This is a genomic window from Janthinobacterium sp. SUN120 (assembly GCF_030397735.1).
Taxonomy (GTDB): Bacteria; Pseudomonadota; Gammaproteobacteria; order Burkholderiales; family Burkholderiaceae_D; genus Janthinobacterium; species Janthinobacterium kumbetense.
Map to the genome: position 1 here is coordinate 1,271,624 of NZ_JAPUBW010000002.1, position 22,904 is coordinate 1,294,527.

Annotated in this window: 23 protein-coding genes; 13 read left to right on the forward strand and 10 right to left on the reverse strand. The window is 64.3% G+C overall.

Annotation, left to right across the window (positions count from 1 at the left end):
* Positions 1-13 precede the first annotated feature (13 nt).
* Genes glyQ through O0879_RS15445 form a run of 5 tightly spaced genes read left to right on the forward strand, consistent with a single transcriptional unit; the run spans position 14 to position 5,385 of the window.
* Positions 14-931 (forward strand): glycine--tRNA ligase subunit alpha, encoded by a 918-nt coding sequence (glyQ, locus tag O0879_RS15425; RefSeq protein ID WP_034780177.1) that lies wholly within the window; start codon positions 14-16, stop codon positions 929-931.
* 39 nt (positions 932-970) lie between these two features.
* A complete protein-coding gene (gene glyS, locus O0879_RS15430) occupies positions 971-3,073 on the forward strand; it encodes a glycine--tRNA ligase subunit beta (RefSeq protein WP_289917256.1) in 2,103 nt (700 codons plus the stop codon).
* Positions 3,073-3,660 carry a D-glycero-beta-D-manno-heptose 1,7-bisphosphate 7-phosphatase gene (gene gmhB, locus O0879_RS15435; protein WP_072455078.1) on the forward strand — a complete coding sequence of 196 codons (588 nt, stop codon included), beginning with the start codon at positions 3,073-3,075 and terminating at the stop codon, positions 3,658-3,660. The genes glyS and gmhB overlap by 1 nt, the downstream gene beginning before the upstream one ends.
* Positions 3,661-3,676: 16 nt before the next feature.
* Positions 3,677-4,417, forward strand: a complete 741-nt coding sequence (locus O0879_RS15440) for a lysophospholipid acyltransferase family protein (protein ID WP_034746739.1) — start codon at positions 3,677-3,679, stop codon at positions 4,415-4,417.
* A 44-nt stretch (positions 4,418-4,461) separates the two neighbouring features.
* Positions 4,462-5,385 (forward strand): SprT family zinc-dependent metalloprotease, encoded by a 924-nt coding sequence (locus O0879_RS15445; protein WP_289917258.1) that lies wholly within the window; start codon positions 4,462-4,464, stop codon positions 5,383-5,385.
* Here the strand turns inward: O0879_RS15445 and waaA are convergent.
* The 4 genes from waaA to O0879_RS15465 all read right to left on the reverse strand — a co-directional run bounded on the left by waaA (position 5,382) and on the right by O0879_RS15465 (position 9,487).
* On the reverse strand, positions 5,382-6,659 hold the full coding sequence (gene waaA, locus O0879_RS15450) for a lipid IV(A) 3-deoxy-D-manno-octulosonic acid transferase (RefSeq protein ID WP_289917261.1): 1,278 nt from the start codon (positions 6,657-6,659) through the stop codon (positions 5,382-5,384). The genes O0879_RS15445 and waaA overlap by 4 nt on opposite strands.
* Positions 6,660-6,677: 18 nt before the next feature.
* Complete coding sequence (gene waaC, locus O0879_RS15455; protein WP_289917262.1) at positions 6,678-7,700, reverse strand: lipopolysaccharide heptosyltransferase I; 1,023 nt, start codon at positions 7,698-7,700, stop codon at positions 6,678-6,680.
* 4 nt (positions 7,701-7,704) lie between these two features.
* On the reverse strand, positions 7,705-9,087 hold the full coding sequence (locus tag O0879_RS15460; RefSeq protein ID WP_289917264.1) for a phosphomannomutase/phosphoglucomutase: 1,383 nt from the start codon (positions 9,085-9,087) through the stop codon (positions 7,705-7,707).
* A 91-nt stretch (positions 9,088-9,178) separates the two neighbouring features.
* Positions 9,179-9,487, reverse strand: a complete 309-nt coding sequence (locus O0879_RS15465) for an H-NS histone family protein (protein WP_289917266.1) — start codon at positions 9,485-9,487, stop codon at positions 9,179-9,181.
* Positions 9,488-9,938: 451 nt separating this feature from the next.
* Here O0879_RS15465 and O0879_RS15470 point away from each other — a divergent pair, with 451 nt between their 5' ends.
* The 7 genes from O0879_RS15470 to O0879_RS15500 all read left to right on the forward strand — a co-directional run bounded on the left by O0879_RS15470 (position 9,939) and on the right by O0879_RS15500 (position 16,378).
* Complete coding sequence (locus O0879_RS15470) at positions 9,939-10,778, forward strand: symmetrical bis(5'-nucleosyl)-tetraphosphatase (protein ID WP_289917268.1); 840 nt, start codon at positions 9,939-9,941, stop codon at positions 10,776-10,778.
* Between the two features lie 93 nt (positions 10,779-10,871).
* Positions 10,872-11,792: an AraC family transcriptional regulator gene (locus O0879_RS15475; RefSeq protein WP_289917271.1), complete on the forward strand. Its 921-nt coding sequence runs from the start codon at positions 10,872-10,874 to the stop codon at positions 11,790-11,792.
* Between the two features lie 118 nt (positions 11,793-11,910).
* Positions 11,911-12,465: a carboxymuconolactone decarboxylase family protein gene (locus O0879_RS15480; protein WP_099666548.1), complete on the forward strand. Its 555-nt coding sequence runs from the start codon at positions 11,911-11,913 to the stop codon at positions 12,463-12,465.
* A gap of 1 nt (position 12,466) precedes the next feature.
* A complete protein-coding gene (locus O0879_RS15485; RefSeq protein WP_289917272.1) occupies positions 12,467-13,552 on the forward strand; it encodes an acyl-CoA dehydrogenase family protein in 1,086 nt (361 codons plus the stop codon).
* Positions 13,549-14,349: an ABC transporter ATP-binding protein gene (locus O0879_RS15490; RefSeq protein ID WP_289917274.1), complete on the forward strand. Its 801-nt coding sequence runs from the start codon at positions 13,549-13,551 to the stop codon at positions 14,347-14,349. Before O0879_RS15485 ends, O0879_RS15490 begins: the two co-directional genes overlap by 4 nt.
* Positions 14,350-14,366: 17 nt before the next feature.
* Positions 14,367-15,611, forward strand: coding sequence for an ABC transporter substrate-binding protein (locus O0879_RS15495; RefSeq protein ID WP_230538868.1), 1,245 nt, complete (start codon positions 14,367-14,369; stop codon positions 15,609-15,611).
* 2 nt (positions 15,612-15,613) lie between these two features.
* A complete protein-coding gene (locus O0879_RS15500) occupies positions 15,614-16,378 on the forward strand; it encodes an ABC transporter permease (protein ID WP_289917275.1) in 765 nt (254 codons plus the stop codon).
* Here the strand turns inward: O0879_RS15500 and O0879_RS15505 are convergent.
* The 6 genes from O0879_RS15505 to O0879_RS15530 form a co-directional block, all read right to left on the reverse strand.
* The gene (locus O0879_RS15505) at positions 16,375-17,121 is read right to left on the reverse strand and encodes a lysophospholipid acyltransferase family protein (protein WP_251350291.1); all 747 of its coding nucleotides are present in this window, start codon (positions 17,119-17,121) and stop codon (positions 16,375-16,377) included. The genes O0879_RS15500 and O0879_RS15505 overlap by 4 nt on opposite strands.
* Positions 17,122-17,208: 87 nt before the next feature.
* Positions 17,209-18,510: a dihydroorotase gene (locus O0879_RS15510; RefSeq protein ID WP_099666542.1), complete on the reverse strand. Its 1,302-nt coding sequence runs from the start codon at positions 18,508-18,510 to the stop codon at positions 17,209-17,211.
* Between the two features lie 24 nt (positions 18,511-18,534).
* A complete protein-coding gene (locus O0879_RS15515) occupies positions 18,535-19,500 on the reverse strand; it encodes an aspartate carbamoyltransferase catalytic subunit (RefSeq protein WP_034746695.1) in 966 nt (321 codons plus the stop codon).
* Positions 19,493-20,017 carry a bifunctional pyr operon transcriptional regulator/uracil phosphoribosyltransferase PyrR gene (gene pyrR / locus O0879_RS15520; RefSeq protein WP_070255920.1) on the reverse strand — a complete coding sequence of 175 codons (525 nt, stop codon included), beginning with the start codon at positions 20,015-20,017 and terminating at the stop codon, positions 19,493-19,495. Before pyrR ends, O0879_RS15515 begins: the two co-directional genes overlap by 8 nt.
* Before the next feature lie 39 nt (positions 20,018-20,056).
* Positions 20,057-20,455, reverse strand: coding sequence for a Holliday junction resolvase RuvX (ruvX, locus tag O0879_RS15525; RefSeq protein ID WP_223278885.1), 399 nt, complete (start codon positions 20,453-20,455; stop codon positions 20,057-20,059).
* Complete coding sequence (locus O0879_RS15530) at positions 20,452-21,054, reverse strand: YqgE/AlgH family protein (protein ID WP_034746689.1); 603 nt, start codon at positions 21,052-21,054, stop codon at positions 20,452-20,454. Before O0879_RS15530 ends, ruvX begins: the two co-directional genes overlap by 4 nt.
* Before the next feature lie 386 nt (positions 21,055-21,440).
* On the opposite strand from O0879_RS15530, the gene O0879_RS15535 reads away from it, so the two are divergent.
* Positions 21,441-22,904, forward strand: coding sequence for a deoxyribodipyrimidine photo-lyase (locus tag O0879_RS15535; protein WP_289917281.1), 1,464 nt, complete (start codon positions 21,441-21,443; stop codon positions 22,902-22,904).

Consider the following 22,904-nt stretch of genomic DNA (forward strand, 5'->3'; position numbering starts at 1 on the left):
GCGAACTCATACGATGCTCACATTTCAACAAATTATCCTGACCTTGCAAACCTATTGGGACAAGCAAGGTTGCGCCCTGCTCCAGCCTTACGACATGGAAGTCGGCGCCGGCACCTTCCACACCGGCACCTTCCTGCGCGCGATCGGCCCGGAGCCTTGGCGCGCCGCGTATGTGCAGCCGTCGCGCCGCCCGAAGGATGGCCGCTATGGCGAAAATCCGAACCGCATGCAGCACTATTACCAGTATCAGGTGGTGCTCAAGCCCGCGCCGGAAAACATCCTCGACCTGTATCTGGGTTCGCTGGCCGCCCTGGGCCTGGATTTGAAGCAGAATGACGTGCGCTTCGTCGAAGACGACTGGGAAAGCCCGACCCTGGGCGCCTGGGGCCTGGGCTGGGAAGTCTGGCTGAACGGCATGGAAGTGACGCAATTTACCTACTTCCAGCAAGTGGGCGGCCTCGATTGCAAACCCGTGCTGGGCGAAATCACCTACGGCATCGAACGCCTGGCCATGTACCTGCAAGGCGTGGAAAACGTGTATGACCTGGTGTGGACCGAGTGGGAAGAGAACGGGGTCACGAAGAAGCTGACCTACGGCGACGTCTTCCATCAGAACGAGGTGGAGCAATCGACCTACAACTTCGAGCACGCGAATACGGACCTGCTGTTCGAACAGTTCGGCAACTACGAAGCGGAAGCGAAGCGCCTGATCGAGCTGCAACTGACCCTGCCCGCCTACGAAAAGATCATGAAGGCCTCGCACAGCTTCAATATGTTAGATGCGCGCGGCGCCATCTCGGTGACGGAACGCGCCGCCTACATCGGCCGCGTGCGCACCCTGTCGCGTCTGGTGGCGCAAGCGTATTACGACTCGCGCGAGCGCCTCGGTTTCCCGATGCTGCCCGCCGCAGACCAACCCGCCGCCGCTTGATTGCCTAGCTCATACACTGCCGTACCAGACAAGAACACCATGAACCAAACACTGCTCATCGAACTGCTGACCGAAGAACTGCCGCCGAAAGCGCTGGCCAAACTGGGCGCCGCCTTCACGGCCGGCATCGTCAACGGCCTGAAGGCGCGCGACTTCCTGGAAGCCGACAGCGTCGCCACCAGCTACGCCTCGCCGCGCCGCCTGGCCATTTCCATCACCAACGTGCGCGAAGTCTCGCCCGATAAATCGATCCGCGAAAAAGTCTTGCCCGTCTCCGTGGCGCTGGACGCGAACGGCAACGGCACGCCGCCGCTGGCCAAGAAACTGGCCGCGCTGGGTTTCCCCGAGCTGACGGTGGCCGAGCTGGAACGCGCCGCCGACGGCAAGGCTGAAAGCTTCTTCTACACCTACACGGCACCCGGCAGCCAGCTCGCCATGGGCGCGCAAGCTGCCCTGGCCGAGTCGGCCGCCAAGCTGCCGATTCCAAAGCTGATGAGCTATCAGCGCCCGGACGGCAGCACCGTGCAATTCGTGCGCCCGGCCCACAGCCTGATCGCCCTGCACGGCATCAATATCCTGCCGTTGACCTTGCTGGGTTTGACGGCCGGCCGCACCACCCTGGGCCACCGCTTCCTCACCGACGGCGCGCCGATCACCATTGCGCACGCCGAGAACTATGCACCGTCGCTGATCCTCAACGCCAGCGTCATCGCCAGCAACGAAGAACGCAAGGAGCGCATCCGCGCCCAGCTGCTGGACAAGGCCGGCGCCGACCAGGTGCTGATGCCCGAAGCGCTGCTCGATGAAGTCACGGCCCTGGTCGAATGGCCGGTCGTGTATGAGTGCCACTTCGAGGAAGAATTCCTGGCCGTGCCGCAGGAATGCCTGATTCTCACCATGCAGACGAACCAGAAATACTTCGCCCTGACGGACAGCGAAGGCAAGCTGCGCTCGCGCTTCCTGATCGTGTCGAACATCGAAACGGACACCCCTGAACACATCATCGGCGGCAACGAGCGCGTCGTGCGCCCGCGCCTGTCCGACGCCAAGTTCTTCTTCGAGCAAGACAAGAAGAAAACCCTGGCATCGCGCCTGCCGCTGCTGGCCAATGTCGTCTACCACAACAAGCTCGGCACGCAGGCGGCACGCACAGAACGCGTCAAGTCGCTGGCCGGCGCGATCGCCGCCAAGCTGCAATATGACGTCGCCCTGGCCGAACGCGGCGCCCTGCTGGCCAAGGCCGATTTGCTGACCGACATGGTAGGCGAATTCCCCGAGCTGCAAGGCATCATGGGCACGTACTACGCGCGCCATGACGGCGAACCGGAAGAAGTAGCGCTGGCCGCCTCCGAACATTACCAGCCGCGCTTTGCCGGCGACAGCCTGCCATCGACCGCCACCGGTACCGCCGTGGCGCTGGCCGACAAGCTCGAAACCCTGGTCGGTATCTGGGCCATCGGCCTGGCGCCGACGGGCGACAAGGATCCATTCGCGCTGCGCCGCCATGCCCTGGGCGTGCTGCGCATGCTGCTGGAAAAACGCTTGCCTTTGTCGATCCAGGGCTTGCTGGCCGATGCCGCAGCGCAGTTCGCGGCCGTTCCCGGCTTCAAGGACCCGGTCGCGGACGTCACCACCTTCATGCTGGACCGCCTGCGCGGCATCCTGCGCGAGCGCGGTTTCTCGCCGAATGAAATCGAAGCCGTCGTGGCGCAAAACCCGGACCGCCTGGACGACATCGTGCAGCGCCTGGAAGCCGTGCAGGCGTTTGCCGCCCTGACGGAAAGCGCCTCGCTGGCCGCCGCCAACAAGCGCATCACGAACATCCTGAAAAAGAACGAAGAAGCCGTGAGCCAGGTCGCCGCCGGCGGCGTCAACGTGGCGCTGCTGCAGGACGAGGCGGAGAAAAAACTGGCCACCGCCGTCTCGCGCGTGCAGCCGGAAGTCGACGCGGCCTTCGCCAAGGGTGACTTCACCAGCACCCTGCAAACGCTGGCGCAGCTGCGCGACGATGTCGATGGCTTCTTCAACGACGTGATGGTAATGGCCGAGGATGTCGCCCTGCGCAACAACCGCCTGGCCTTGCTGTCGTCGCTGCACGGCATGATGAACCGCGTCGCCGACATTTCGAAGCTGGCGGCATAATGGGCACGCCGGCGCTGAAGCTGATTATTCTCGACCGCGACGGCGTCATTAATCATGACTCGCCGGACTTCATCAAGTCGCCTGCCGAATGGCTGCCGATCCCCGGCTCGCTCGAAGCGATCGCCCGCCTGAACCAGGCAGGCTATCGCGTCGTCATCGCCTCGAACCAGTCGGGCATCGCGCGCGAGTACTTCGACATGACGGTCTTGAACGCGATCCACCAGAAGATGCACACATTGGCGCAGCAAGTGGGCGCCGATATCGACGCCATCTTCTTTTGCCCGCATGCGGGCGCGGACAATTGCGACTGCCGCAAGCCCAAGCCCGGCATGTTCCATGAAATTTCGCAGCGCTACAACACCAGCCTGAAAGGCGTGCCCACGGTCGGCGATTCGCTGCGCGACCTGCAGGCAGGCTTCATCAGCGGCTGCGTGCCCTACCTGGTCTTGACGGGCAAGGGCGAGAAGACCAATGAAACGGGCGGCCTGCCGCCTGGCACCCAGGTCTTCCCCGACCTGGCCGCCGTCGTCAGCCACCTGCTCAAGGCGCCAGCGACACCGGCGCCCACGGTGGCATTCAGTATCTAATCTTCGGAGAACCGCATTGCGTAATATTTCCCTGTTCCTGCGATCCCTGCTGTTCATGATCATCATGATCGTGGCCACCATCGTCTGGGCCTGCGTGTGCTTTTTTGCCGCGCCATTGAGCTACAACAAGCGCTATTGGGTCACCTCGCGCTGGAACGTGTTTATCCTGTGGTGTGCCAAGGTCATTTGCGGCATCCGCTATGAAGTCAAGGGCGCAGAGAACTTCCCCGATGCGCCGGCCATCGTGCTCTCGAAGCACCAGTCGGCCTGGGAAACCATCTTTTTGCTTCCCAGCCTGCCACGCCCGCTCGTATATGTGTTCAAGAAGGAGATTTTGTACATCCCCTTCTTCGGCTGGGCCATGGCGCTGCTGCGCATGATCCCCATCGACCGCAAGCAGGGCAAGCATGCGTTCAAGAGCGTCGTCGCACATGGCAAGCGCCGCCTGGCAGATGGCCAATGGATTATCATGTTCCCTGAAGGTACCCGCATTCCCGTGGGCCAGGCGGGCAAGTACAAGAGCGGCGGCACGCGTTTGGCTATCGCCACGGGCGCCGTGGTGGTGCCGATTGCGCATAATTCAGGCGAGTGCTGGCCCAAGCAATCGTTCCTCAAACGCCCGGGACTGATCACCGTCTCGATAGGCAAACCGATTTCGCCGGAAGGGCAAACCCCGGACAGCATGATGCAACAGGTGGAAAATTGGATAGAATCAGAAATGCGCGTCATTTCGCCTCACGCCTACAACGCTGGCTAGACGGCATCAGCGCGGTCATCCAGGAGCCGACACTGCGCCAGCAGATGAAGACCATCAGGGTCGGCGACCAGCAACTGGATTTGTTCGCGCATGACGTCTCGACCAGCACGCCCCCGGCGGTGCGCCCCACGGCACCGCCAGCGCCGCCCGTGGCGCCACCGCTAGTGGCACCCGCGCCCCCCATCGCTCGTCCTGCCTCGCCTCCCCTGCCTTCCCCGCCACGCACCGCCGATGGCCCGCCACTGCGCCAGCTGCAACTGGGCAGCCACCTCGTCGAATTTGCCCTGCGCCGTTCCACGCGCCGCTCCATCGGCTTCATGATCGACGATAACGGCTTGCGCGTCACGGCGCCCAAGCGCGTCACCCTGGCCGAAATCGACAACGCCATCCGCGCCAAGCAAGGCTGGATCGTCTCGAAACTGCTGGAACGGGGCGAACGCAAGGTGCAGCGCCAGCAGCGCCCGCCCGTGGCATGGGTCGACGGTGCCGTGCTGCCGTATCTTGGCGGCGACATCACCTTGCGCCTGCACCAGGCGCCGCGCCACCGTGCCAGCTTCCAGCGCGAGACGAATGAACTGCACGTATGGGTCACGCCCACGGGCAGCGAGCAGCAGTTGAAGGAAAAAGTGAAGGGCTGGTTCCAGCACGAGGCGCGCCAGCTGTTCGAGTCGCGCCTGGACGTCTATGCGGACAAGCTGGGCGTGCGCTACGATTCATTGTCGCTGTCATCGGCCGGCACGCGCTGGGGCAGCTGCACCATCGAGCGCAAGATCCGCCTGAACTGGCGCCTGATCCATTTCGCCCTGCCGCTCATCGACTACGTGGTGGCGCACGAACTGTCGCATCTGCTGGAAATGAACCACAGCCCCCGCTTCTGGGCCACCGTGGAATCGATCTATCCCGATTACGATGGGGCCAAGCAGGCGCTCAGAAAACGCTCGCAGGAATTGCCAGTCCTGTTCAATTAAGCTGGCAGCAAAGGCTGGATCGCAGCGATCGTGCGCGGCGTGGCGCCCCGGTGCTGGCTGGCAAACGCCAGCGCTTTTTCTCCCATGGCCGCCAGACGCGCGGGATCCTGCAGCAGGGCCGCCGCCTGCGCCATCAGCGCGTCGGCGTCCGCCACCAGCGCGGCACCGCCTGCGGCAATCGCCTGCTCGGTCACCAGCGCAAAATTGAAGGTGTGGGGGCCGATCAGCACGGGCTTGCCCAGGGCCGCCGGCTCGATCAGGTTTTGACCACCCAGCGGCAGCAGGCTGCCGCCCACGAAAGCGCAATCGCAGGCCGCATAATACGCAAACATCTCGCCCATCGAGTCGCCCAGCAGCACCTGCGTGCCCGCCGCCACGGCATCGCCCTGCGCCATGCCAGACCTGCGCTGCACGGCCAGGCCCTGCGCCGCGATGAGCTTTTCCACCTCGTCGAAGCGCTGCGGATGGCGCGGCACGATCAACAGCAGCGCATTCGCTGGCAGGCTGGCGCGGCCCAAGGCGTCGAGAATCAGTTGCTCTTCCCCTTCGCGCGTGCTGGCGCACAGCAGCACGGGACGTGTGCCGATGGCGCCGCGCAGCCAGGCGCCTGTCGCCAGCACCGCCTCGGGCACGACGACGTCGAACTTGATGCTGCCCGTGACCACCACGTCACGCACGCCCAGCTGGCGCACGCGATCGGCGTCGTCCTGCGTCTGCGCCGCGACCAGGGTGATGCCGCGCGCCGCATCGGCGATGAGTTTCCCCAGGCGCTGCGCCTTGCCCAGCGATCGCTGCGACAGGCGCGCATTGGCCAGCACCACGGGCACTTTGTAGCGATTGCATTGGTGGATCAGGTTTGGCCACACTTCAGTCTCCATCAGGATGCAGATGCGCGGCGCGAAATGGCGGATGAAACGGGCCGGCATGGCGCCCGTGTCATACGGCAGGTAGCTTTGCACGAGGCGCGCGCCGTGTCTGGCGAACAGGGATTTTCCCGTGGCGCGCCCCGTCGGCGTCATGTGCGTGAGGACGATGCGGCACGCGGGCCATGCGGCCAGCAGCGCATCGATCAACGGCTCGGCCGCGCGCGTCTCGCCGACGGAGACGGCGTGCAGCCAGATGGTGTCGGTAGCGGATGTCGGCCGGCGTCCATAAAAGCCCAGACGCTCGCCCCAGTGCTGGCGGTAGCCAGGTTCCTGGCGTCCGCGCAGCCACAGCCGCGCCAGCACCAGGGGCAAGGCCAGCCACCAGGCAAGGGTATAAAGAAGTCGCATGTTTGTTTGATGTTGAAGTCAGGCGGGAGGATGGTCGGCCAGCAGGCGCCGCGCCGCGGCCAGCACTTCCGGCACGCCGGGCGGCGCGCCTTTGTCGCCCAGGTTGATGATTTTCGGCGACCAGTTGCCTTCCGTTTTCCACAGCGGCGAATCGGCATAGATTTCCACCGTCGGACGTACAAAGGCGGCGGCGATATGCGTCAGGCCCGTGTCGACGCCGATCACCAGCGCCGCATGGCGCGCCAGCAGGGTGGCGTCTTCCATCGACAGCTTCGGCAGCAGGCGCGCGTTGGGCAGGCTGGCCGCCAGTTGTTCGGCTTCCGCCTTTTCCTTGGGCGAACCCCAGGGCAGCAAAATCGGCATGGGAGCGAGCGCGTGGCCCAGGGCGATCCAGTTTTCCGGCGCCCACTTCTTGGCGTCGCGCGCCGTGCCGTGGAAATACACGCAGTAGGGCGCCTCGCCCATCCAGTCCGGACGCGCTTCGCTGCCCGACACGTCGGGCAAGCCGAAATCGGCCGGCGTATCGACCGTATAGCCGAGCGCCGCGCCGGCCACCAGGCGGCCGCGCGCTACCGCATGCGTGCGCGGGTCGAGCGGAATGCTCTTCGTATGAAAAATGCGCGAGATGCCTTCGTAGCCGGAGCCTTCGCTACCATTGGCCAGGCCGACTTTCTGTCCACCCGGCGCCAGGCGCGCGGCACCCATGATGATGCCCGTCTTGAGCAAGCCCTGGGTATCGAACACATAATCGTAATGCGTCTGCCGCAGGCTGCGGAAGAAGGCGGCGATTTCCGCGCGCGTCTCTTTCTTGCCCAGGCTCTTGCGCCAGCGCCGCAGCGCGAACGGGAAGATGGTGCCCACGCGCGGGTTCAGGCGCACCAGGCTGACATAACCCTCTTCGACCACCCAGTCGATGGTCGCATCCGGATAGTGGCGGGCGATATCCGCCACCATCGGCAGGTTATGCAGTACGTCGCCCAGCGAGGACACCCGCACCAGCAGGATTTTCAAGGGCGCCTGTGCGCCAGCTTGGCCGGCCATGCTGTCAGAACGGCAGCACAGCGTCTGGCTTGGCAGCCAGGATCACGCTCTTGAACTGTCCCTGGATGCGCGCCAGCGCTGCCGGCGTTTCCGCTTCGAAGCGCATGACGATCACCGGCGTGGTGTTCGACGAACGGGCCAGGCCGAAACCATCCGCATACTCCACGCGCAAACCATCGATGGTGATGATCTGCTCATTGCCGGGGAAGACGGCGTCGCGGCGCAGCATGTCCATCAGCGCGACGTTCTCGCCTTCCTTCAGTTCCAGGTGCAGTTCCGGCGTGCTGTCGGACTGCGGCAGGGCGTTCAACAGGGCGGAAGGATCGGCTTCGCGCGTGAGGATTTCCAGCAGGCGCGCAGCCGAATACAGACCGTCGTCGAAACCGTACCAGCGATCCTTGAAGAAGATATGGCCGCTCATTTCGCCGCCCAGCGGCGCGCCCGTTTCGCGCAGCTTGGCTTTCACCAGCGAGTGGCCCGTCTTGTACATCAGTGGCACGCCGCCATGCTTGGTGATGTAAGGCGCCAGGTGGCGCGTGCACTTCACGTCATACAGGATTTGCGCGCCAGGATGGCGGGTCAGCACGTCGGCAGCGAACAGCATCATCTGGCGGTCGGGGTAGATGATCTGACCATCCTTGGTGACCACGCCCAGGCGGTCGCCGTCGCCATCGAAGGCGATGCCGATTTCCGCATCCGTCTCGGCCAGGCAGCGGATCAGGTCTTGCAGGTTTTCCGGATGCGCCGGATCCGGATGATGGTTCGGGAAATTGCCATCGACTTCGCAGAACAATTCGATGACCTCGCAGCCCATGCCGCGGAACAGGTCGCCCGCGAATGCGCCGGCCACGCCATTGCCGCAGTCGACGGCGATCTTGATCGGACGCGCCAGCTTGACGTCACCCAGGATGCGCTCCAGGTAGGCGGCGCGGATATCGTGCGTGGCATAGCTGCCTGGCGTGCTGCTGGCGCTGCCGTCGTGCGCGACGATGCTGTGGTACAGGGCCTGGATCGCTTCGCCGTGAATGGCTTCACCGGCCAGCACCATCTTGAAGCCGTTGTAGTCGGGCGGATTGTGGCTGCCCGTGACCATGATGCCGGAACGCGTGTCGAGCACATTCGTGCCGAAGTAGACCATCGGCGTGGCCACCACGCCCAGGTCGATCACGTCGACGCCTGCAGCTTGCAAGCCCTGCGCCAGCGCCGCCGTCAATTCCGGCCCCGACAGGCGACCATCGCGGCCGATCACGACCCGCTGCTCGCCCTTGGCCAGAGCGGCCTGGCCAAATGCCTGACCGATCTTGTGGGCCACGCTGGCATCGAGGGTTTTAGCGATGATGCCGCGAATATCGTAGGCCTTGAAGATCGTTCTGGACAATGGAAGCATGGTGTGGGCGGTATAAAGAGGGTCAAATAGGGTGCCTGGCGAGGTGCAGCGCGGGACTGACAGCTTGCTACTGCGCCAAGAGTATACCGAATTATACGCGCAGCAGATCGATCGACTTGCCCGATTCCACCCATTGCCTGACCCACAGAGGCTGGCGGCCACGGCCTGTCCATTGTTCGGTCGCATTGTCAGGATGGCGGTAACGCACCGCGACTTTGCCCGTGCGCGGGTGCAAGCCGTCGAGTATCAGTTGTTTCAGCGGAATGCCCGCCTGCTGCGCGATGGCCATGATCTGTTCGCGCGCCTTGTTCAAATCTTCACGTTCGCGGCTGTTCAATTCCTGCTTGATATTATCTTCCAGCTTGCGCAATTCCAGCATCGTCATCGTAGACAGATCCATCCCGTACATCCTTTATATTAATTTAAATAATAAAATAAGCGTGAAATATACTACATTGCATAAACATCTGCGCAGCATTGCATAATCCATCGCCTATTGAATCACGGCTATCGGCTTATTTATCTGCTCCACATTAAGATTCAATGAAAAATATGCCGAAAGTACGCGTAGAAAATAAATAAACATGGATGAGTGGCATTCCGACTTCCTGCGCAGCCCGCTTGCAAGACCAGCGTGGCGCGGCTATCCATTCCGATAAACGCGCTGGCGGATGATTATCGATATATGCCAGCGGGAAATGCCCCCCATTAAATTTCCGACAGCATAATCGGTATCCGCTTCTCTTCCCGCCAGCCGTGCGCGCAATCGGGTACCGACCAGGAATGCACCCAACACCAAAGGGCAGGCATGCTTATAATGCAGGCGCGTAGTTCACTTCACCCTGGCACATATGAAAACTTACTTTATCGGCGATCTGCAAGGCTGCCATGCACAAACCATCGAACTGATCGAACGGATCCAGGCGGCGGCGAATGGCCCGTACCGCCTGCTGTTCGCGGGCGACCTGATCAACCGCGGCCCGGCCTCGCTGGCCACGCTGCGCCACGTGCACGCGCTAGCGCAGCAGGGCCTGGCCGACAGCGTCCTGGGCAACCATGACTTGCACCTGCTGGCCGTGGCCAACGGCATCCGCCCCGAGCATGCGTCCGATACGCTGGCCGAGATCCTCGACGCACCCGACCGCGACGAGTTGATCAACTGGCTGCGCCAGCGGCCGTTGGCACTGGAGCACGACGGCCACGTGCTCGTGCATGCGGGCTTGCTGCCGCAATGGAGCGCGGCCCAGGCCCTGTCCCTGAGCGGGGAAGTGTCCGCGATGCTGCGCAGCGACGGCTGGGTGGCCTTCCTGCGCACCATGTATGGCAACGAGCCGGCCGCCTGGCGCGACGACCTGCAGGGCGCCGACCGGCTGCGCTGCATCGTCAACGCCATGACGCGGCTACGCTTTTGCACGCCGGAAGGCGTGATGGACTTCAAGATGAAGGAGAGCGGCAGCCCACCGCCGGGCTCCGGCCTGCTGCCGTGGTTCGACGTGCCGGGACGGCGCAGCGCCGGCGACACCATCGTCTTCGGCCACTGGTCGGCGCTGGGACTGCAGCTGCGGGAGCACCTGATCGGACTCGATAGCGGCTGCGTCTGGGGTGGCAAACTGTCGGCCGTGTGCCTGGAAGACCGCTCGCTGCTGCAAGTCGCCTGCCCCGCCTTCCAGCAGCACAGCGGCAAGCGCTAAATGGCAAGCATGGCGCGCATATGCTTAGTCGAAATCGGTCGTTGGCCTTGCCGCGCGCAGCCCGTATGATGCAACTTTTGCCTTTGCGATCCCATGCATCCTGATACCGACAGACTGGCGCGCTGGCTGCTCGGCAGCCTGGAGCTCGACACCGCCGTCCTGCATGTAGGCCAGTACTGCGGCCGCTGGCGCGCCTCCACGGCGGGCCGGGAACTGGGCAGCTTTCACTTGGTGCTCGATGGCCACTGCTATCTGCACCTCGACGGGGCGGCGCCGATTGCGCTCGGCCCGCGCGACGGCGTCTTCCTGCTGCGCGACTTGCCGCACTTCCTCAGCCCACACAGCGACCCGCTGCAGGCGGTCAGCGCGCAAGCCATGCTGCCGCTGCAGTCGTCCACGGACCAGCCGGCGACGGCGCTGGCCTGCGGCTTCTTTCAATTTCGCGGTGCCCTCTCCGCGCTGATCGTCGACTCCTTCCCGCCGTACCTGCTGATACGCGGCGACGCGCCCGCCTTCAGCGCCGCTGCCGCGCTGTTCGACCTGATCCTGGCGGAAGCCGGCGGCGACCCGGAACAACCGTCGCCGCTCATCGCGCGCCTGGTCGAACTGCTGTTCTTTTACCTGATACGCCATGTGGCGCAGGGCGAGCAGGTGGCGGCCGGCCTGCTGTCGCTGCTGCACCAGCCCGCATTTTCACCGCTGCTCGAACGCATGCTCGACGCCCCCGCCGATGACTGGTCGATCGAGAACATGGCCAAGGCCGCGTGCATGTCGCGCGCCAGCTTCTGCAAGCATTTCGCCAGCGCCAGCGGCCACTCGCCGGCCCAGTTCCTGCTCCTGCTGCGCATGAAGATCGCCGCGCGGCGCCTGCACGATGGCGTCTCCGTCGAACGCGCGGCCGAACTGGTGGGCTACCGCTCGCACGCCGCCTTTACGCGCGCGTTCAAGCGGGTCACGGGCGAACAGCCAGGCGCCTACCGGCGCGACCAGCGCCAGCGCCAACTGGCCAGCTGAAATCAAGGATCGCACAATCGCAGACGAACGAGCACAAAAGGACGACGCTGACGTCTGTTACCTGCACGGCATGGCCGATATAATGCATGAGTGACTTACCAACTTAGCAAGGTACCCCATGTCCCGTCTGACGCTGCACACTCTCGATACCGCCCCGGCCGATAGCCGCCCCTTCGTGGAAAAGGCCATCGCCAACAATGGCTTCCTGCCCAACCTGATCGGCGTGCTGGCCAATGCCCCGCTGGCCCTGGAAACCTATCTGACCGTCTCCGGCATCAATGCGCGCGCCAGCCTGACGTTAATGGAACGCGAAGTGGTGCAAATCACGGCCGCGCGCATCCACGGCTGCGATTTCTGCATCGCCGGCCATAGCGCAATCTCGCTGAAAAAAGCGGGCCAGACACCGGACACGGTGCGCGCGCTGCAGCATGGCCAGCCGACGGGCGATACAAAGCTGGACGCCGTCGCCGCCTTCGCCACGGCCGTCATTGCCACGCGCGGCGCCGTCAGCGACGCCGAATACCAAACCTTCCTGGCGGCCGGCTACAACGAACAGCAGGCGCTGGAAGTGGTGCTGGGCATCAGCCTGGCCACCCTGTGCAATTTCTCCAACAGCCTGGCCGGCACGCCCGTCAATCCGCAATTGACGCCCTACCTGCCTGGCGCCGTCTGACATGGGCCACCTCAATCACTGGCTGCACACGCATGCCGACCAGTTGGACCAATCGTCGGACCTGGCTGAAACCATTTTGCCGGCCCTCGCTGGCGACCAGTTGCTGGCCATCGGCGTGCCGCAGGAACACGGCGGCGCGGGCGGCGACGTACGCGACGCCATCGACGCCATCGCCAAAGTTGCCGAGCAATCGGTGACGGCGGCCTTTGTTTTCTGGGGCCAGCGCTGCTTCATCGAATTCCTGCTGCAAAGCGGGAACCGCGCCCTGGCCGAACGCCGCTTGCCTGGCCTGCTAGCAGGCACGCAGGCCGGCGCCAGCGGCCTGTCGAACGCCATGAAATTCTTGTCCGGCATCGAACAACTGCAAATCACGGGCGCGCGCCAGGAAGACGGCTTGCTGGTCGACGGCGGCCTGGCCTGGGTGACGAACTTGCGCAAGGCGGGCTTTGTCGCGGCGGCCGCCGTGGCGCCGAACGACGGCGCACCCCCTGTCATCGTCGCCTTCGACAGCGGCACGGCAGGCGTGCAGCGCAGCGACGACCTGGACCTGATCGCCCTGCGCGGCAGCAATACGGCTTCCGTCAAGCTGGCGCAGGTGCACATTCCCGCCGCGGACATCATCAGCGACAACGCGCCAGCCTGGCTGCCGCAGGTGCGCCCATCGTTCCTCGGCATGCAGTGCGGCCTGTCGATCGGCTTGGCGCGCGCCAGCCTGGCCAAAGCGGCGCAAATTTCTGCCGGCTCGCGCAACCAGCTTACGCCGCGCATCGAAGCGCTGCAAGCCACCCTGGAGGCCGCCGTCGCAACCTTGCTGGCCGGCGTGCACGATGGCCGCTTCAAGACGCAGGCGCCGGCCATGTTCCGCCTGCGCATACAGCTGGCCGACGTACTGCAGCAGGCGCTGATGCTGGAACTGCAGGCCATGGGCGGGCGCGCCTACCTGAACGCCGAGCAGCAGGGCTTTGCCCGCCGCTGGCGCGAATCGTCGTTCATCCCCATCGTCACTCCCAGCCTGACGCAGTTGCAGGCAGCCTTGCAGCTGTTCGACAGCCAGCAGGCGGCCAAGGCGGCGGGAGCCCCGGCATGACGGCAGCGACGCAAGACTGGGCGCTGCAGGCGCAGGACCTGAGCTACGCCTATGCGCGCAGCGCGCCCGTGTTCCAGCACGTCTCGCTGGGCGTGCGCAAGCGTGAAATCGTCTGCCTGCTGGGCGGCAGCGGCTGCGGCAAGTCTAGCCTGCTGCGCGTGCTGGCCGGCCTGCAGCCGCCGTCCACGGGCGAGATTCAATTCCTCGACGCGCCCATGCGCGAACCGGACCCGCGCAGCGCCCTCGTGTTCCAGCAAGCCAGCCTGCTACCCTGGCTGAACGTCACGGGCAACGCAGGCTTCGGCCTGGACTTCAAGCACCAGCCGCAGCTCACGCGCGAGGCGCACCAGGCGCGCGTGGCGCAAGCCATCGAGGCGGTGGGCTTGAAGGGACGCGAAAAGCTGTATCCATCCGCCCTCTCGGGCGGCATGGCGCAGCGCGTGGCGTTGGCCCGTGCGCTGGCGCGCGAACCGGAACTGCTGTTCGCCGATGAACCGTTTTCCGCACTCGACGCCATCACGCGCGCCGAGATGCAATCGCTGCTGGTCGACGTGGTGCACCGCTGGCACACGGCCGTGCTGCTCGTCACGCACGATATCGACGAAGCCATCCTCGTGGCGGACCGCATTTTGCTGATGGGCGGCAAGCCGGGCAACATCGTGCGCGAATGGCCCGTCGCCATCGCTCAGCCCCGCATCGGCCACAGCGCCGACGTCATCGCCCTCAAGATGGACATCCTCGAGGCCCTGCAAGCGCTGCAAAAGCAGGATCAAACGCCCGCCTTCGCTCCCAATTAATCGACCGGAACTTTTCCATGACATTCGAAGATCAAAACAAACCCCTGCATATCTGCGCCTCGTCCGATTGCGACTGCGGCCTGACGCGGCGCGACTTCCTGCGCATGTCGGCCCTGGCCACGGCCAGCGTGGCTTCTCCCCTGCTGTTCGCCGGTGATGCCATGGCCCAGCAAGGCCCAAAAGGCGACGACCAGCCCGTGAAAATCGGCTACCTGCCGATTACCGACGCCACCCCGCTGCTCGTCGCCCACGCCCGCAAGCTGTTTGAAGCGGAAGGCCTGCAGGCGGAGACGCCGCGTTTGTTCCGCAGCTGGGCGCAGATCATCGAAGCCTTCGTCGCCGGCCAGGTCAACGTCATCCACCTGCTGTCACCGGCCACCCTGTGGGTGCGCTACGGCGCCAAGTTCCCTGCGAAAGTCGTCGCCTGGAACCACGTCAACGGTTCCGCGCTGACGGTGGCCAACGAGATCAACAAGGTCTCCGACCTGGGCGGACGCACGGTCGCCATCCCGTTCTGGTACTCGATCCACAACATCCTGTTGCAGCAGATCCTGTCCTCGAATGGCCTGACCCCGGTCACGCGGGCGCGCAATGCGGCCATCAAACCGAATGAAGTCAACCTGATCGTGCTGGCGCCGGCCGAAATGGTCTCGGCACTGGCAAGCAAGTCCATCGCCGGTTACATCGTGGCCGAACCGTTCAATGCGGCGGCGGAAAACGCCGGCATCGGCAAGATCCTGCGCTTCTCGGGCGACGTGTGGAAAAACCATGCATGCTGCGTCACCTTCCTTTCCGAGCGAGACATCAATACGCGCCCCGAATGGGCGCAGAAGGTCACCAACGCCATCGTCAAGGCCCAGCTGTGGACGCGCTCGAACCAGGTCGACACGGCCAAGCTGCTGTCGAACGTGGGCGAGCACCGCTACACGCCGCATCCGCTGCAAGTGCTGACCAAGGTGCTGGCCACCACCGATTACGCCGGCTATGAAAAGCAGGGCCTGATCGTGCACAAGAACTGGCAGCAGCGCCGCATCGACTTCCAGCCGTATCCGTTTGCCTCGTACACGGAAGAACTGGTGCGCGCCATCGGCCGTACCAAGGTGGAAGGCGATACGCGCTTCCTGGCCAACCTCGATCCGAAGTTCGCCGCGCGCGACCTGGTCGATGACCGCTTCGTGCGCAAGGCCATTACGGCTGTCGGCGGCCCGGCCGCCTTCGGCTTACCGGCCAACCTGCTGCGCAGCGAAACCGTGGCGGTCTGACGATGGCAAGCAAGTTGTTCACGAAGTTCGGCCTGCCCCTGGTGGGGCTGGCCTGTGCCTTGCTGCTGTGGTCCGTGGGCGTGACGGCGCTGGAGAAATCCACGCCCATCGCCACCGCCTTCGCGCCCTTGCCCACGGCGCTGGCCTTCCAGGAGATGGTGGGCGGTGCGGATATCTGGCTGCACGTGGTATTGAGCCTGCAACGGGTGGCCGTGGGCCTGGGACTGGCGATCGTCATCGGCGTGCCGCTGGGCGTGCTGGTGGCCATGTCGAAGAGCTTTTCCGGCGCGGCCATGCCGCTGTTCCAGCTACTGCGCATGATTTCGCCGTTGTCGTGGATGCCAATCGCCGTGATGGTACTGGGCGTCGGTGACGCGCCCGTGTACTTCCTGCTGGCGTTTGCGGCCGTCTGGCCGATTTTGCTCAATACGGCAGCCGGCGTGGCGCGGCTCGATCCGAACTGGCTGCTGCTGGCACGCAGCCTGTCGGCCACGCGCAGCGAAATCGTCTTCAAGGTGATTTTGCCGGGCATTACGGCCGACATACTGACGGGCGTGCGCCTGGCCATCGGCATCATCTGGATCGTGCTGGTGCCGGCGGAAATGCTGGGCGTGTCGGCCGGTCTCGGTTACTTCATCCTCGATACGCGCGACCGCCTCGCGTATTCGGAGCTGATGGCCGCCATCGTGCTGATCGGCATACTTGGATTTATCCTCGACTACCTGGCCCGCGCAGCGCATGCGCGCTGGCTGCACGTCAAAAACTAGGCGGTCTTTTCCAGCGGCAGCGCGGCGGCCACCGCCGCCTGCGTTGCCGTCGCCAGTTCGCGCCGATGCGCATCGAGCGTCGCCACTGGCGCCAGACAAGTCAGGCGCGCCGTGATGGGCGGGCCGCTCAGGATTGCCACCATGCTTTGCGCAAAACTCATCTCGCCGATAAAGTCGACGGCGTGGTGCAGTGCTCCCTTGTCATCCACATACACGAGCGCGAACGGCTGCACCGGCACTTGCGCATCGATGGCCGCCTCGAACAGGTTGGCGTGAAACGGCAGTATCTGTCCTTGCGCGGCGGTGGTGCCTTCGGGGAAGAACGCGATGCGCTCGCCCGCCGTCAATTTATCCACCAGGCCCTGGAAGATCAGGCGCAAATCGCGCTTGCTGCCGCGCGAAATGAAGATGGTGCCGGCGCGCCCCGCCAGCCAGCCCAGGATGGGCCAGGCGCGGATTTCCGCCTTGGCGACGAAACGGCAGGGGTGCACGGCATTGATGACGAAGATATCGAGCCACGACACGTGGTTCGCCACCACCATCGCATGGTCGAGCGCCGGCACGCTGTCTGCCGGCTGCGCCACGTGCACGCCGCAGATGTCGAGCAGCTGCGTCGACCAGCGGCGGATGCGCCGGTTGCGGCCCTCCAGGTCCAGCCAGGGAAAGAGCACGGCGCTCTTGGCCATGCCGCAGCTCAGGTGAATGGCGATGCGCGCGAGGCGGTAGGTAAGCAGAAGTTTCAAATCACACCAACAAATAAACCAGAACCGAAATCCGGGAGCAGACAAGGGATGCCGGGGCAGCGTGCCCCGGTCCACGGATCTGATTTTTTAACGCTGAAACGCCACCTGTCCGGCGACGATGGTCGCCTTGACGATGCCGCTCAGCTCATAGCCGAGGAAAGGCGTGTGCTTGCCCTGGCTGGCCAGCGACGCCGACGACACGGTCCAGCGCGCGGCGGGGTCGAAGACGCAGATGTCGGCAGCTTCGCCCACGGCCAGGCTGCCGGCAGGGATGCCGGCGACACGGGCCGCATCGGCCGTGACCTTGGCCACGGCGCGCGCCAGCGGACGGGCGCCCGCCTGCGGCTGCGCCAGCGCATAGTCGTCGGCCCATTTCAGGGCCAGCGACAGCAGCAGTTCCAGGCCTGTGGCGCCGGGCGACGCTTCGCCGAACGGCAGCAATTTTTCATCGTCGTCGACGGGCGTGTGGTCCGAGCACATGGCGTCGACCGTACCGTCGAGCAGGCCAGCGCGGATCGCATCGCGGTCGCGCTGACTGCGGAACGGCGGCGTGACCCTCGCGTTCGGGTCGAAGAAACCGATATCGGCGTCCGTCAGGTGCACATGGTGCACGCCCACGTCGCAGGTGACAGGCAAGCCTTCGGCCTTGGCGGCGCGGATCAGTTCCAGGCCCGCCGCCGACGAAATGCGGCACAGGTGCACGCGCGCGCGGCTGGCGCGCATCAATTCAAAGATCGTGTGCAGGGCGATGGTTTCGGACATCACGGGCACGCCGGACAAGCCCAGGCGCGATGCCAGCGGGCCGCTGTGGGCGATGCCGCCGCGGCCGATGTGCGGGTCTTGCGGGCGCAGCCAGACCGTGTAGCCGAAGGTGTTCGCGTACTGCATCGCGCGCAGCAGCACGGTGGTGTCTTCGATCGGCTCTTCCGCCTGCGCAAAGCCGATACAGCCCGCTTCCGTCAATTCGGCCATCTCCGTCAGCGACTTGCCCTTCAAGCCCATGGTCAGTGCGCCCAGCGGATGCACGTGCGCCTTGTTCTGCGTCTTGGCGCGGTATTTCAGCATTTCCACCAGACCCGGCTCGTCGAGCACGGGATCGGTGTCGGGCGGGCACACCAGGCTCGTCACGCCGCCCTGAAGGGCTGCCTGCAACTCCGATTCCAGCGTTGCCTTGTATTCGTAGCCTGGCTCGCGCAGGCGCGCGGACAGGTCGACCAGGCCGGGGGAGACCACCAGGCCGGCCGCGTCAAAGGTGGTGTCGGCGGTGAAACCGGCCGGGGCGCTGCCCACGGCCAGCACCTTGCCGTCGGCGATAAACAGGTCTTGCAAGCCATCGATGCCGTTGGCAGGGTCGATCAGGTGGCCGTTCTTGATATGTAGTGTCGTCATGCTCGCTTACTCGTCCTTGGGCTATCAGCCCTGATTACCAGCCAAAATACTCATCACCGCCATGCGCACGGCGATACCGAACGTCACCTGCGGCAGAATCACCGCCTGCGGACCGTCGGCCACGGCCGAATCGATCTCCACGCCGCGGTTCATCGGGCCCGGATGCATAACGATGGCGTCCGGTTTCGCCAGCGCCAGGCGCTCGGGCGTCAAGCCATAGCTCTTGAAATATTCCTGCGCCGACGGCAGCAGCGCGCCGCTCATGCGTTCATTCTGCAGGCGCAGCATGATGATCACGTCCACGCCTTTGAGGCCTTCATCCATGTTGGTGAAGGTGCGTACGCCCATCTGCTCCAGGCCGCCCGGCAGCAGGGTGTGCGGGCCAATGGCGCGCACTTCCGGCACGCCCAGGGTGGTCAGCGCGTGGATGTCGGAACGGGCCACGCGGCTATGCAGGATATCGCCCACGATGGCCACCGTCAGGTTGGTGAAATCCTTCTTGTAGTGGCGGATCGTGTACATGTCCAGCAAGCCCTGGGTCGGATGCGCATGGCGTCCGTCACCCGCGTTGACGACGTGGACGTGCGGCTGCTTGGTGTCGATCAGGTGCTTGGCGATCAGGTAGGGCGCGCCCGACTGCGCATGGCGCACGACGAACATGTCGGCATGCATGGCCGACAGGTTGTCGATGGTGTCGAGCAGGGACTCGCCCTTGCTGGCCGACGACGCCTGGATGTTCAGGTTGATGACGTCGGCCGACAGCCGCTTCGAGGCGATCTCGAAGGTGGTGCGGGTGCGCGTGGAGTTTTCAAAGAACAGGTTGAAAACGCTCTTGCCGCGCATCAGCGGCACCTTTTTCACATCGCGGTCGGAAATGCCGACGAACGAGGAAGCGGTATCGAGGATGTGGTTGACGATAGACTTCGGCAAGCCTTCGATCGTCAGCAGATGTTGCAGTTCGCCGTGTTTATTCAGTTGCGGATTAAGCATGGTGGGTATCTATGGTGAGCGTGAATTTTCCATCGTCGGCTTGCTTCAGGACCAGGGCCTGGCCCGGCGGCACGGCTGTGAAGGCGGCCACGAAATCGGCGGCCACCGGCAACTGGCGCTCGCCGCGGTCGACCAGGGCGGCCAGCATGATCTTCGCGGGGCGGCCGTAGTCGAACAATTCGTTGATGGCCGCGCGCGTGGTGCGGCCCGTGTACAGCACATCGTCGACCAGCAGGATGGTGGCGCCGGCCACGTCAAAACTGATCTGCGTCGGCTTGACGTCCGCATGCAGGCCCTTCTGCGCAAAGTCGTCGCGGTAGAACGAGACATCGAGCACGCCCAGGCGGTCGACCAGGTTCAGGTCGCGCGCCAGGCGTTCGGCCAGCCAGGCGCCGCCCGAATGGATACCGACGATGGCCACGTTGGGGATGCCCGCCAGGCCGCTCTGCACTTGCTGCAGCAAGACCGCGTACAGGGCCTCGGCGTCGAGTTGGGAAGGATTAGTAGGATGCGGCATAGAGTTCTTGATCATTCAGGGAGGAAGTCTAGGGTCAGATTAATAATTCGCGTCGAAATACTGTTGCAGGATGATGGCGGCGGCGCGGTCATCGATGACTTCACCGCGCTTGGCGGCGATGACGGCCGATGAATAACGCTCGTCGACCAGTTCCACCGGCAGGTTGAAGCGGCCGTGCACCTGGTTGGCGAAACGGCGGCAACGCGCGCTCATTTCGTGTTCCGTGCCATCGGGATGGCTGGGCAAGCCCACCACGATGCGGCTCGCGCCCCACTCCTTGATCAGGCTATCGATGGCGGCAAACTTCGGCTCATTCGCCGTGGCCGTGATCACGCTGAGCGGCTTGGCCTGGCAAATCATGGTATTGCCGATGGCCACGCCGATGCGTTTCAGGCCGAAATCGAAGGCGAGGATGGTGTCGATGGCGTCACCGCTCATGCGTGGCCAGCCTCGCTGGCGAGCATGAGCGGATCGATGCCCAGCAATTTGATGGCCGCCACGTAGCGCTGCTCGATGGGGAAATCGAACAGGATGTCGGCCGAGGCGCCCACCGTCAGCCAGCCATTGCGGCCGATCTCGTCTTCCAGCTGGCCCGGGCTCCAGCCCGAGTAGCCGATCGAGACCAGCATGCGCTCGGGGCCATCGCCCTTGGCGACGGCTTCGAGCACGTCGATCGAGGTGGTAAACGCCACTTCATCGGTCACCGTCAGCGACGAGGAATAGCGCGCGCCCGGCGTATGCAGCACGAAGCCGCGGTCGTCCTGCACGGGGCCGCCGAACATGATCGGTTCGTTGATGATGGGCGTGTCGCTGCCGGCCGCCAGTTTCAGGTCGATGCGGTCGAACAGCACTTCCATGGTCATGTCGGTGGGCTTGTTGATGACGACGCCCAGCACGCCGTTCTCATTATGTTCACACACGTACACGACCGTGCCGCCGAAGATCGGATCTTGCATGGCCGGCATCGCAATGAGGAAATGGTTGGCCAGATTCAGGGTGGAGGAACCGGTCGCGGCCGGCTCTCCCACACCCTGCATCAAACGATGTCCTGGTAGAGTCTGGTCGATTTTACTCTTTTTCATACGCGATGCTCTCTCTGTGGGCTTGCTGGCAAGTCTCGCTTACCCCGCTATCGTACGCCTGGCACCTCCTGCCGCGAATGCTGGGCGGCGGGAACCGTGTTGCCAGGCGCTATTCTTGTTATGTTATAAATTAATGGTCAATTCGCTTTGCCTGCAGGCGCATTTCAATGCCAATTGTAAAATTGATTGCAAAATCGCTGTCGCACATAAAGCACCACGAACATACCCGGTAGTTTACACTGAATTGCCGCCGCAGCGACGCCAAAGGCGCGACGCGAGCGGCGATAAAGCCCCGTTGGCGGCAAAAAATGGCCTATCTTTGACCCTGAACACGCGAAATAATGACAATCAAGACTTCCCTGGTGTGGTTCCGGCGCGATCTGCGCGCGTTTGATCATGCTGCACTGCATCACGCCCTGTGCCAGAGCCAGGCCGTGCATTGCGTCTTCGTGTACGACACCGCCATCCTGGCGGCCCTGCCGCGCCGCGACCGGCGGGTCGACTTCATCCATGCCAGCGTGGCCGAGCTCGCTGGCGAGCTGCGCCAGCTGGGCGGCGACCTGATCGTGCTGCACGCGGACGCGGCCGAGGCCATCCCGCGCCTGGCCGCCGAATTGAACGCCGACGCCGTCTTTGCCAACCACGACTACGAACCGCAAGCCATCGCGCGCGACGCCACGGTGGCCGCCGCGCTCACGCGCGATGCGCGTCTGTGGTTCAGTTTTAAGGACCAGGTGATCTTTGAAAAGGATGAAGTGCTGACGCTCTCGGCCAAGCCGTATACCGTCTACACGCCCTACAAGAATGCCTGGCTGAAGAAAATGCGCGCGGAACCAGGCTGCCTGGCGCCATTCGCTATCGAGCCGCATGCGGCCAGCCTGGCGCCGCCGCGCGCCGGCGCGCCGGTGCCCCTGCCCACCTTGGGCGAGCTGGGTTTCGAACCGAGCAACCTGGCCGAGCTGGCCATTCCCACCGGTATGTCGGGCGCCAGCACGCTGTTCGAGGATTTCCTGCCGCGTGTGGCCCGCTACGACGTGGCGCGCGATTTTCCCGCCTTGAAGGGGCCGTCCTACCTGTCCATGCATCTGCGCTTCGGCACCGTGTCGCTGCGCTACCTGGTGCGCACCATCGTCGACCTGATGGACAGGGGCGGCGGCGGCGATGGCGCGCCCGTGTGGCTGGCCGAACTGATCTGGCGCGATTTCTACGCCATGATTTTGTACCAGAACCCGCACGTGGAAGGCGGCGCCTTCAAGCCGGCCTACGACGCCATCGCCTGGGAAACGGGTCCCGAAGCCGATGCCGCCTTTGCCGCCTGGTGCGAGGGGCGCACCGGCTATCCACTGGTGGACGCGGCGATGGCGCAGCTGAACCAGACGGGCTATATGCACAACCGCCTGCGCATGGTCACGGCCTGCTTCCTGATCAAGGACCTGGGTATCGACTGGCGCCGCGGCGAAGCGTATTTCGCGCTGCACCTCAATGACTTCGACCTGGCGTCGAACAACGGCGGCTGGCAATGGGCTTCGTCGTCCGGCTGCGACGCCCAGCCCTACTTCCGCATCTTCAATCCGATCACGCAATCGGAAAAATTCGATGCCAGCGGGCGCTTCATCCGCCGCTATCTGCCGCAGCTGAAGGCGCTGGGCGACAAGGAAATCCACGCACCCTGGCTGGTGCCGCGCATGCTGCTCGAGCAAAAAAACATCGTGCTGGGGCGCGACTATCCGGAACCGCTGGTGCAGCACGACGAGGCGCGCAAGGAGACCCTGGAGCGTTATGCCGTGGTGAAGGTGGTGGCGTAG

What these genes read in the sequence shown, in the direction of transcription:
- O0879_RS15535 (WP_289917281.1), top strand. Translation starts at nt 21,441, where the DNA reads ATGACAATCAAGACTTCCCTGGTGTGGTTCCGGCGCGATCTGCGCGCG.
- O0879_RS15480 (WP_099666548.1), top strand. Translation starts at nt 11,911, where the DNA reads ATGTCCCGTCTGACGCTGCACACTCTCGATACCGCCCCGGCCGATAGC.
- O0879_RS15460 (WP_289917264.1), bottom strand. Translation starts at nt 9,087, where the DNA reads ATGCTTCCATTGTCCAGAACGATCTTCAAGGCCTACGATATTCGCGGC.
- O0879_RS15510 (WP_099666542.1), bottom strand. Translation starts at nt 18,510, where the DNA reads ATGACGACACTACATATCAAGAACGGCCACCTGATCGACCCTGCCAAC.
- O0879_RS15445 (WP_289917258.1), top strand. Translation starts at nt 4,462, where the DNA reads ATGAAGACCATCAGGGTCGGCGACCAGCAACTGGATTTGTTCGCGCAT.
- gmhB (WP_072455078.1), top strand. Translation starts at nt 3,073, where the DNA reads ATGGGCACGCCGGCGCTGAAGCTGATTATTCTCGACCGCGACGGCGTC.
- O0879_RS15470 (WP_289917268.1), top strand. Translation starts at nt 9,939, where the DNA reads ATGAAAACTTACTTTATCGGCGATCTGCAAGGCTGCCATGCACAAACC.
- O0879_RS15515 (WP_034746695.1), bottom strand. Translation starts at nt 19,500, where the DNA reads ATGCTTAATCCGCAACTGAATAAACACGGCGAACTGCAACATCTGCTG.
- O0879_RS15485 (WP_289917272.1), top strand. Translation starts at nt 12,467, where the DNA reads ATGGGCCACCTCAATCACTGGCTGCACACGCATGCCGACCAGTTGGAC.
- O0879_RS15530 (WP_034746689.1), bottom strand. Translation starts at nt 21,054, where the DNA reads ATGCAGGGTGTGGGAGAGCCGGCCGCGACCGGTTCCTCCACCCTGAAT.
- O0879_RS15465 (WP_289917266.1), bottom strand. Translation starts at nt 9,487, where the DNA reads ATGGATCTGTCTACGATGACGATGCTGGAATTGCGCAAGCTGGAAGAT.
- pyrR (WP_070255920.1), bottom strand. Translation starts at nt 20,017, where the DNA reads ATGCCGCATCCTACTAATCCTTCCCAACTCGACGCCGAGGCCCTGTAC.
- O0879_RS15500 (WP_289917275.1), top strand. Translation starts at nt 15,614, where the DNA reads ATGGCAAGCAAGTTGTTCACGAAGTTCGGCCTGCCCCTGGTGGGGCTG.
- glyQ (WP_034780177.1), top strand. Translation starts at nt 14, where the DNA reads ATGCTCACATTTCAACAAATTATCCTGACCTTGCAAACCTATTGGGAC.
- glyS (WP_289917256.1), top strand. Translation starts at nt 971, where the DNA reads ATGAACCAAACACTGCTCATCGAACTGCTGACCGAAGAACTGCCGCCG.
- waaC (WP_289917262.1), bottom strand. Translation starts at nt 7,700, where the DNA reads ATGGCCGGCCAAGCTGGCGCACAGGCGCCCTTGAAAATCCTGCTGGTG.
- O0879_RS15495 (WP_230538868.1), top strand. Translation starts at nt 14,367, where the DNA reads ATGACATTCGAAGATCAAAACAAACCCCTGCATATCTGCGCCTCGTCC.
- O0879_RS15490 (WP_289917274.1), top strand. Translation starts at nt 13,549, where the DNA reads ATGACGGCAGCGACGCAAGACTGGGCGCTGCAGGCGCAGGACCTGAGC.
- ruvX (WP_223278885.1), bottom strand. Translation starts at nt 20,455, where the DNA reads ATGAGCGGTGACGCCATCGACACCATCCTCGCCTTCGATTTCGGCCTG.
- waaA (WP_289917261.1), bottom strand. Translation starts at nt 6,659, where the DNA reads ATGCGACTTCTTTATACCCTTGCCTGGTGGCTGGCCTTGCCCCTGGTG.
- O0879_RS15475 (WP_289917271.1), top strand. Translation starts at nt 10,872, where the DNA reads ATGCATCCTGATACCGACAGACTGGCGCGCTGGCTGCTCGGCAGCCTG.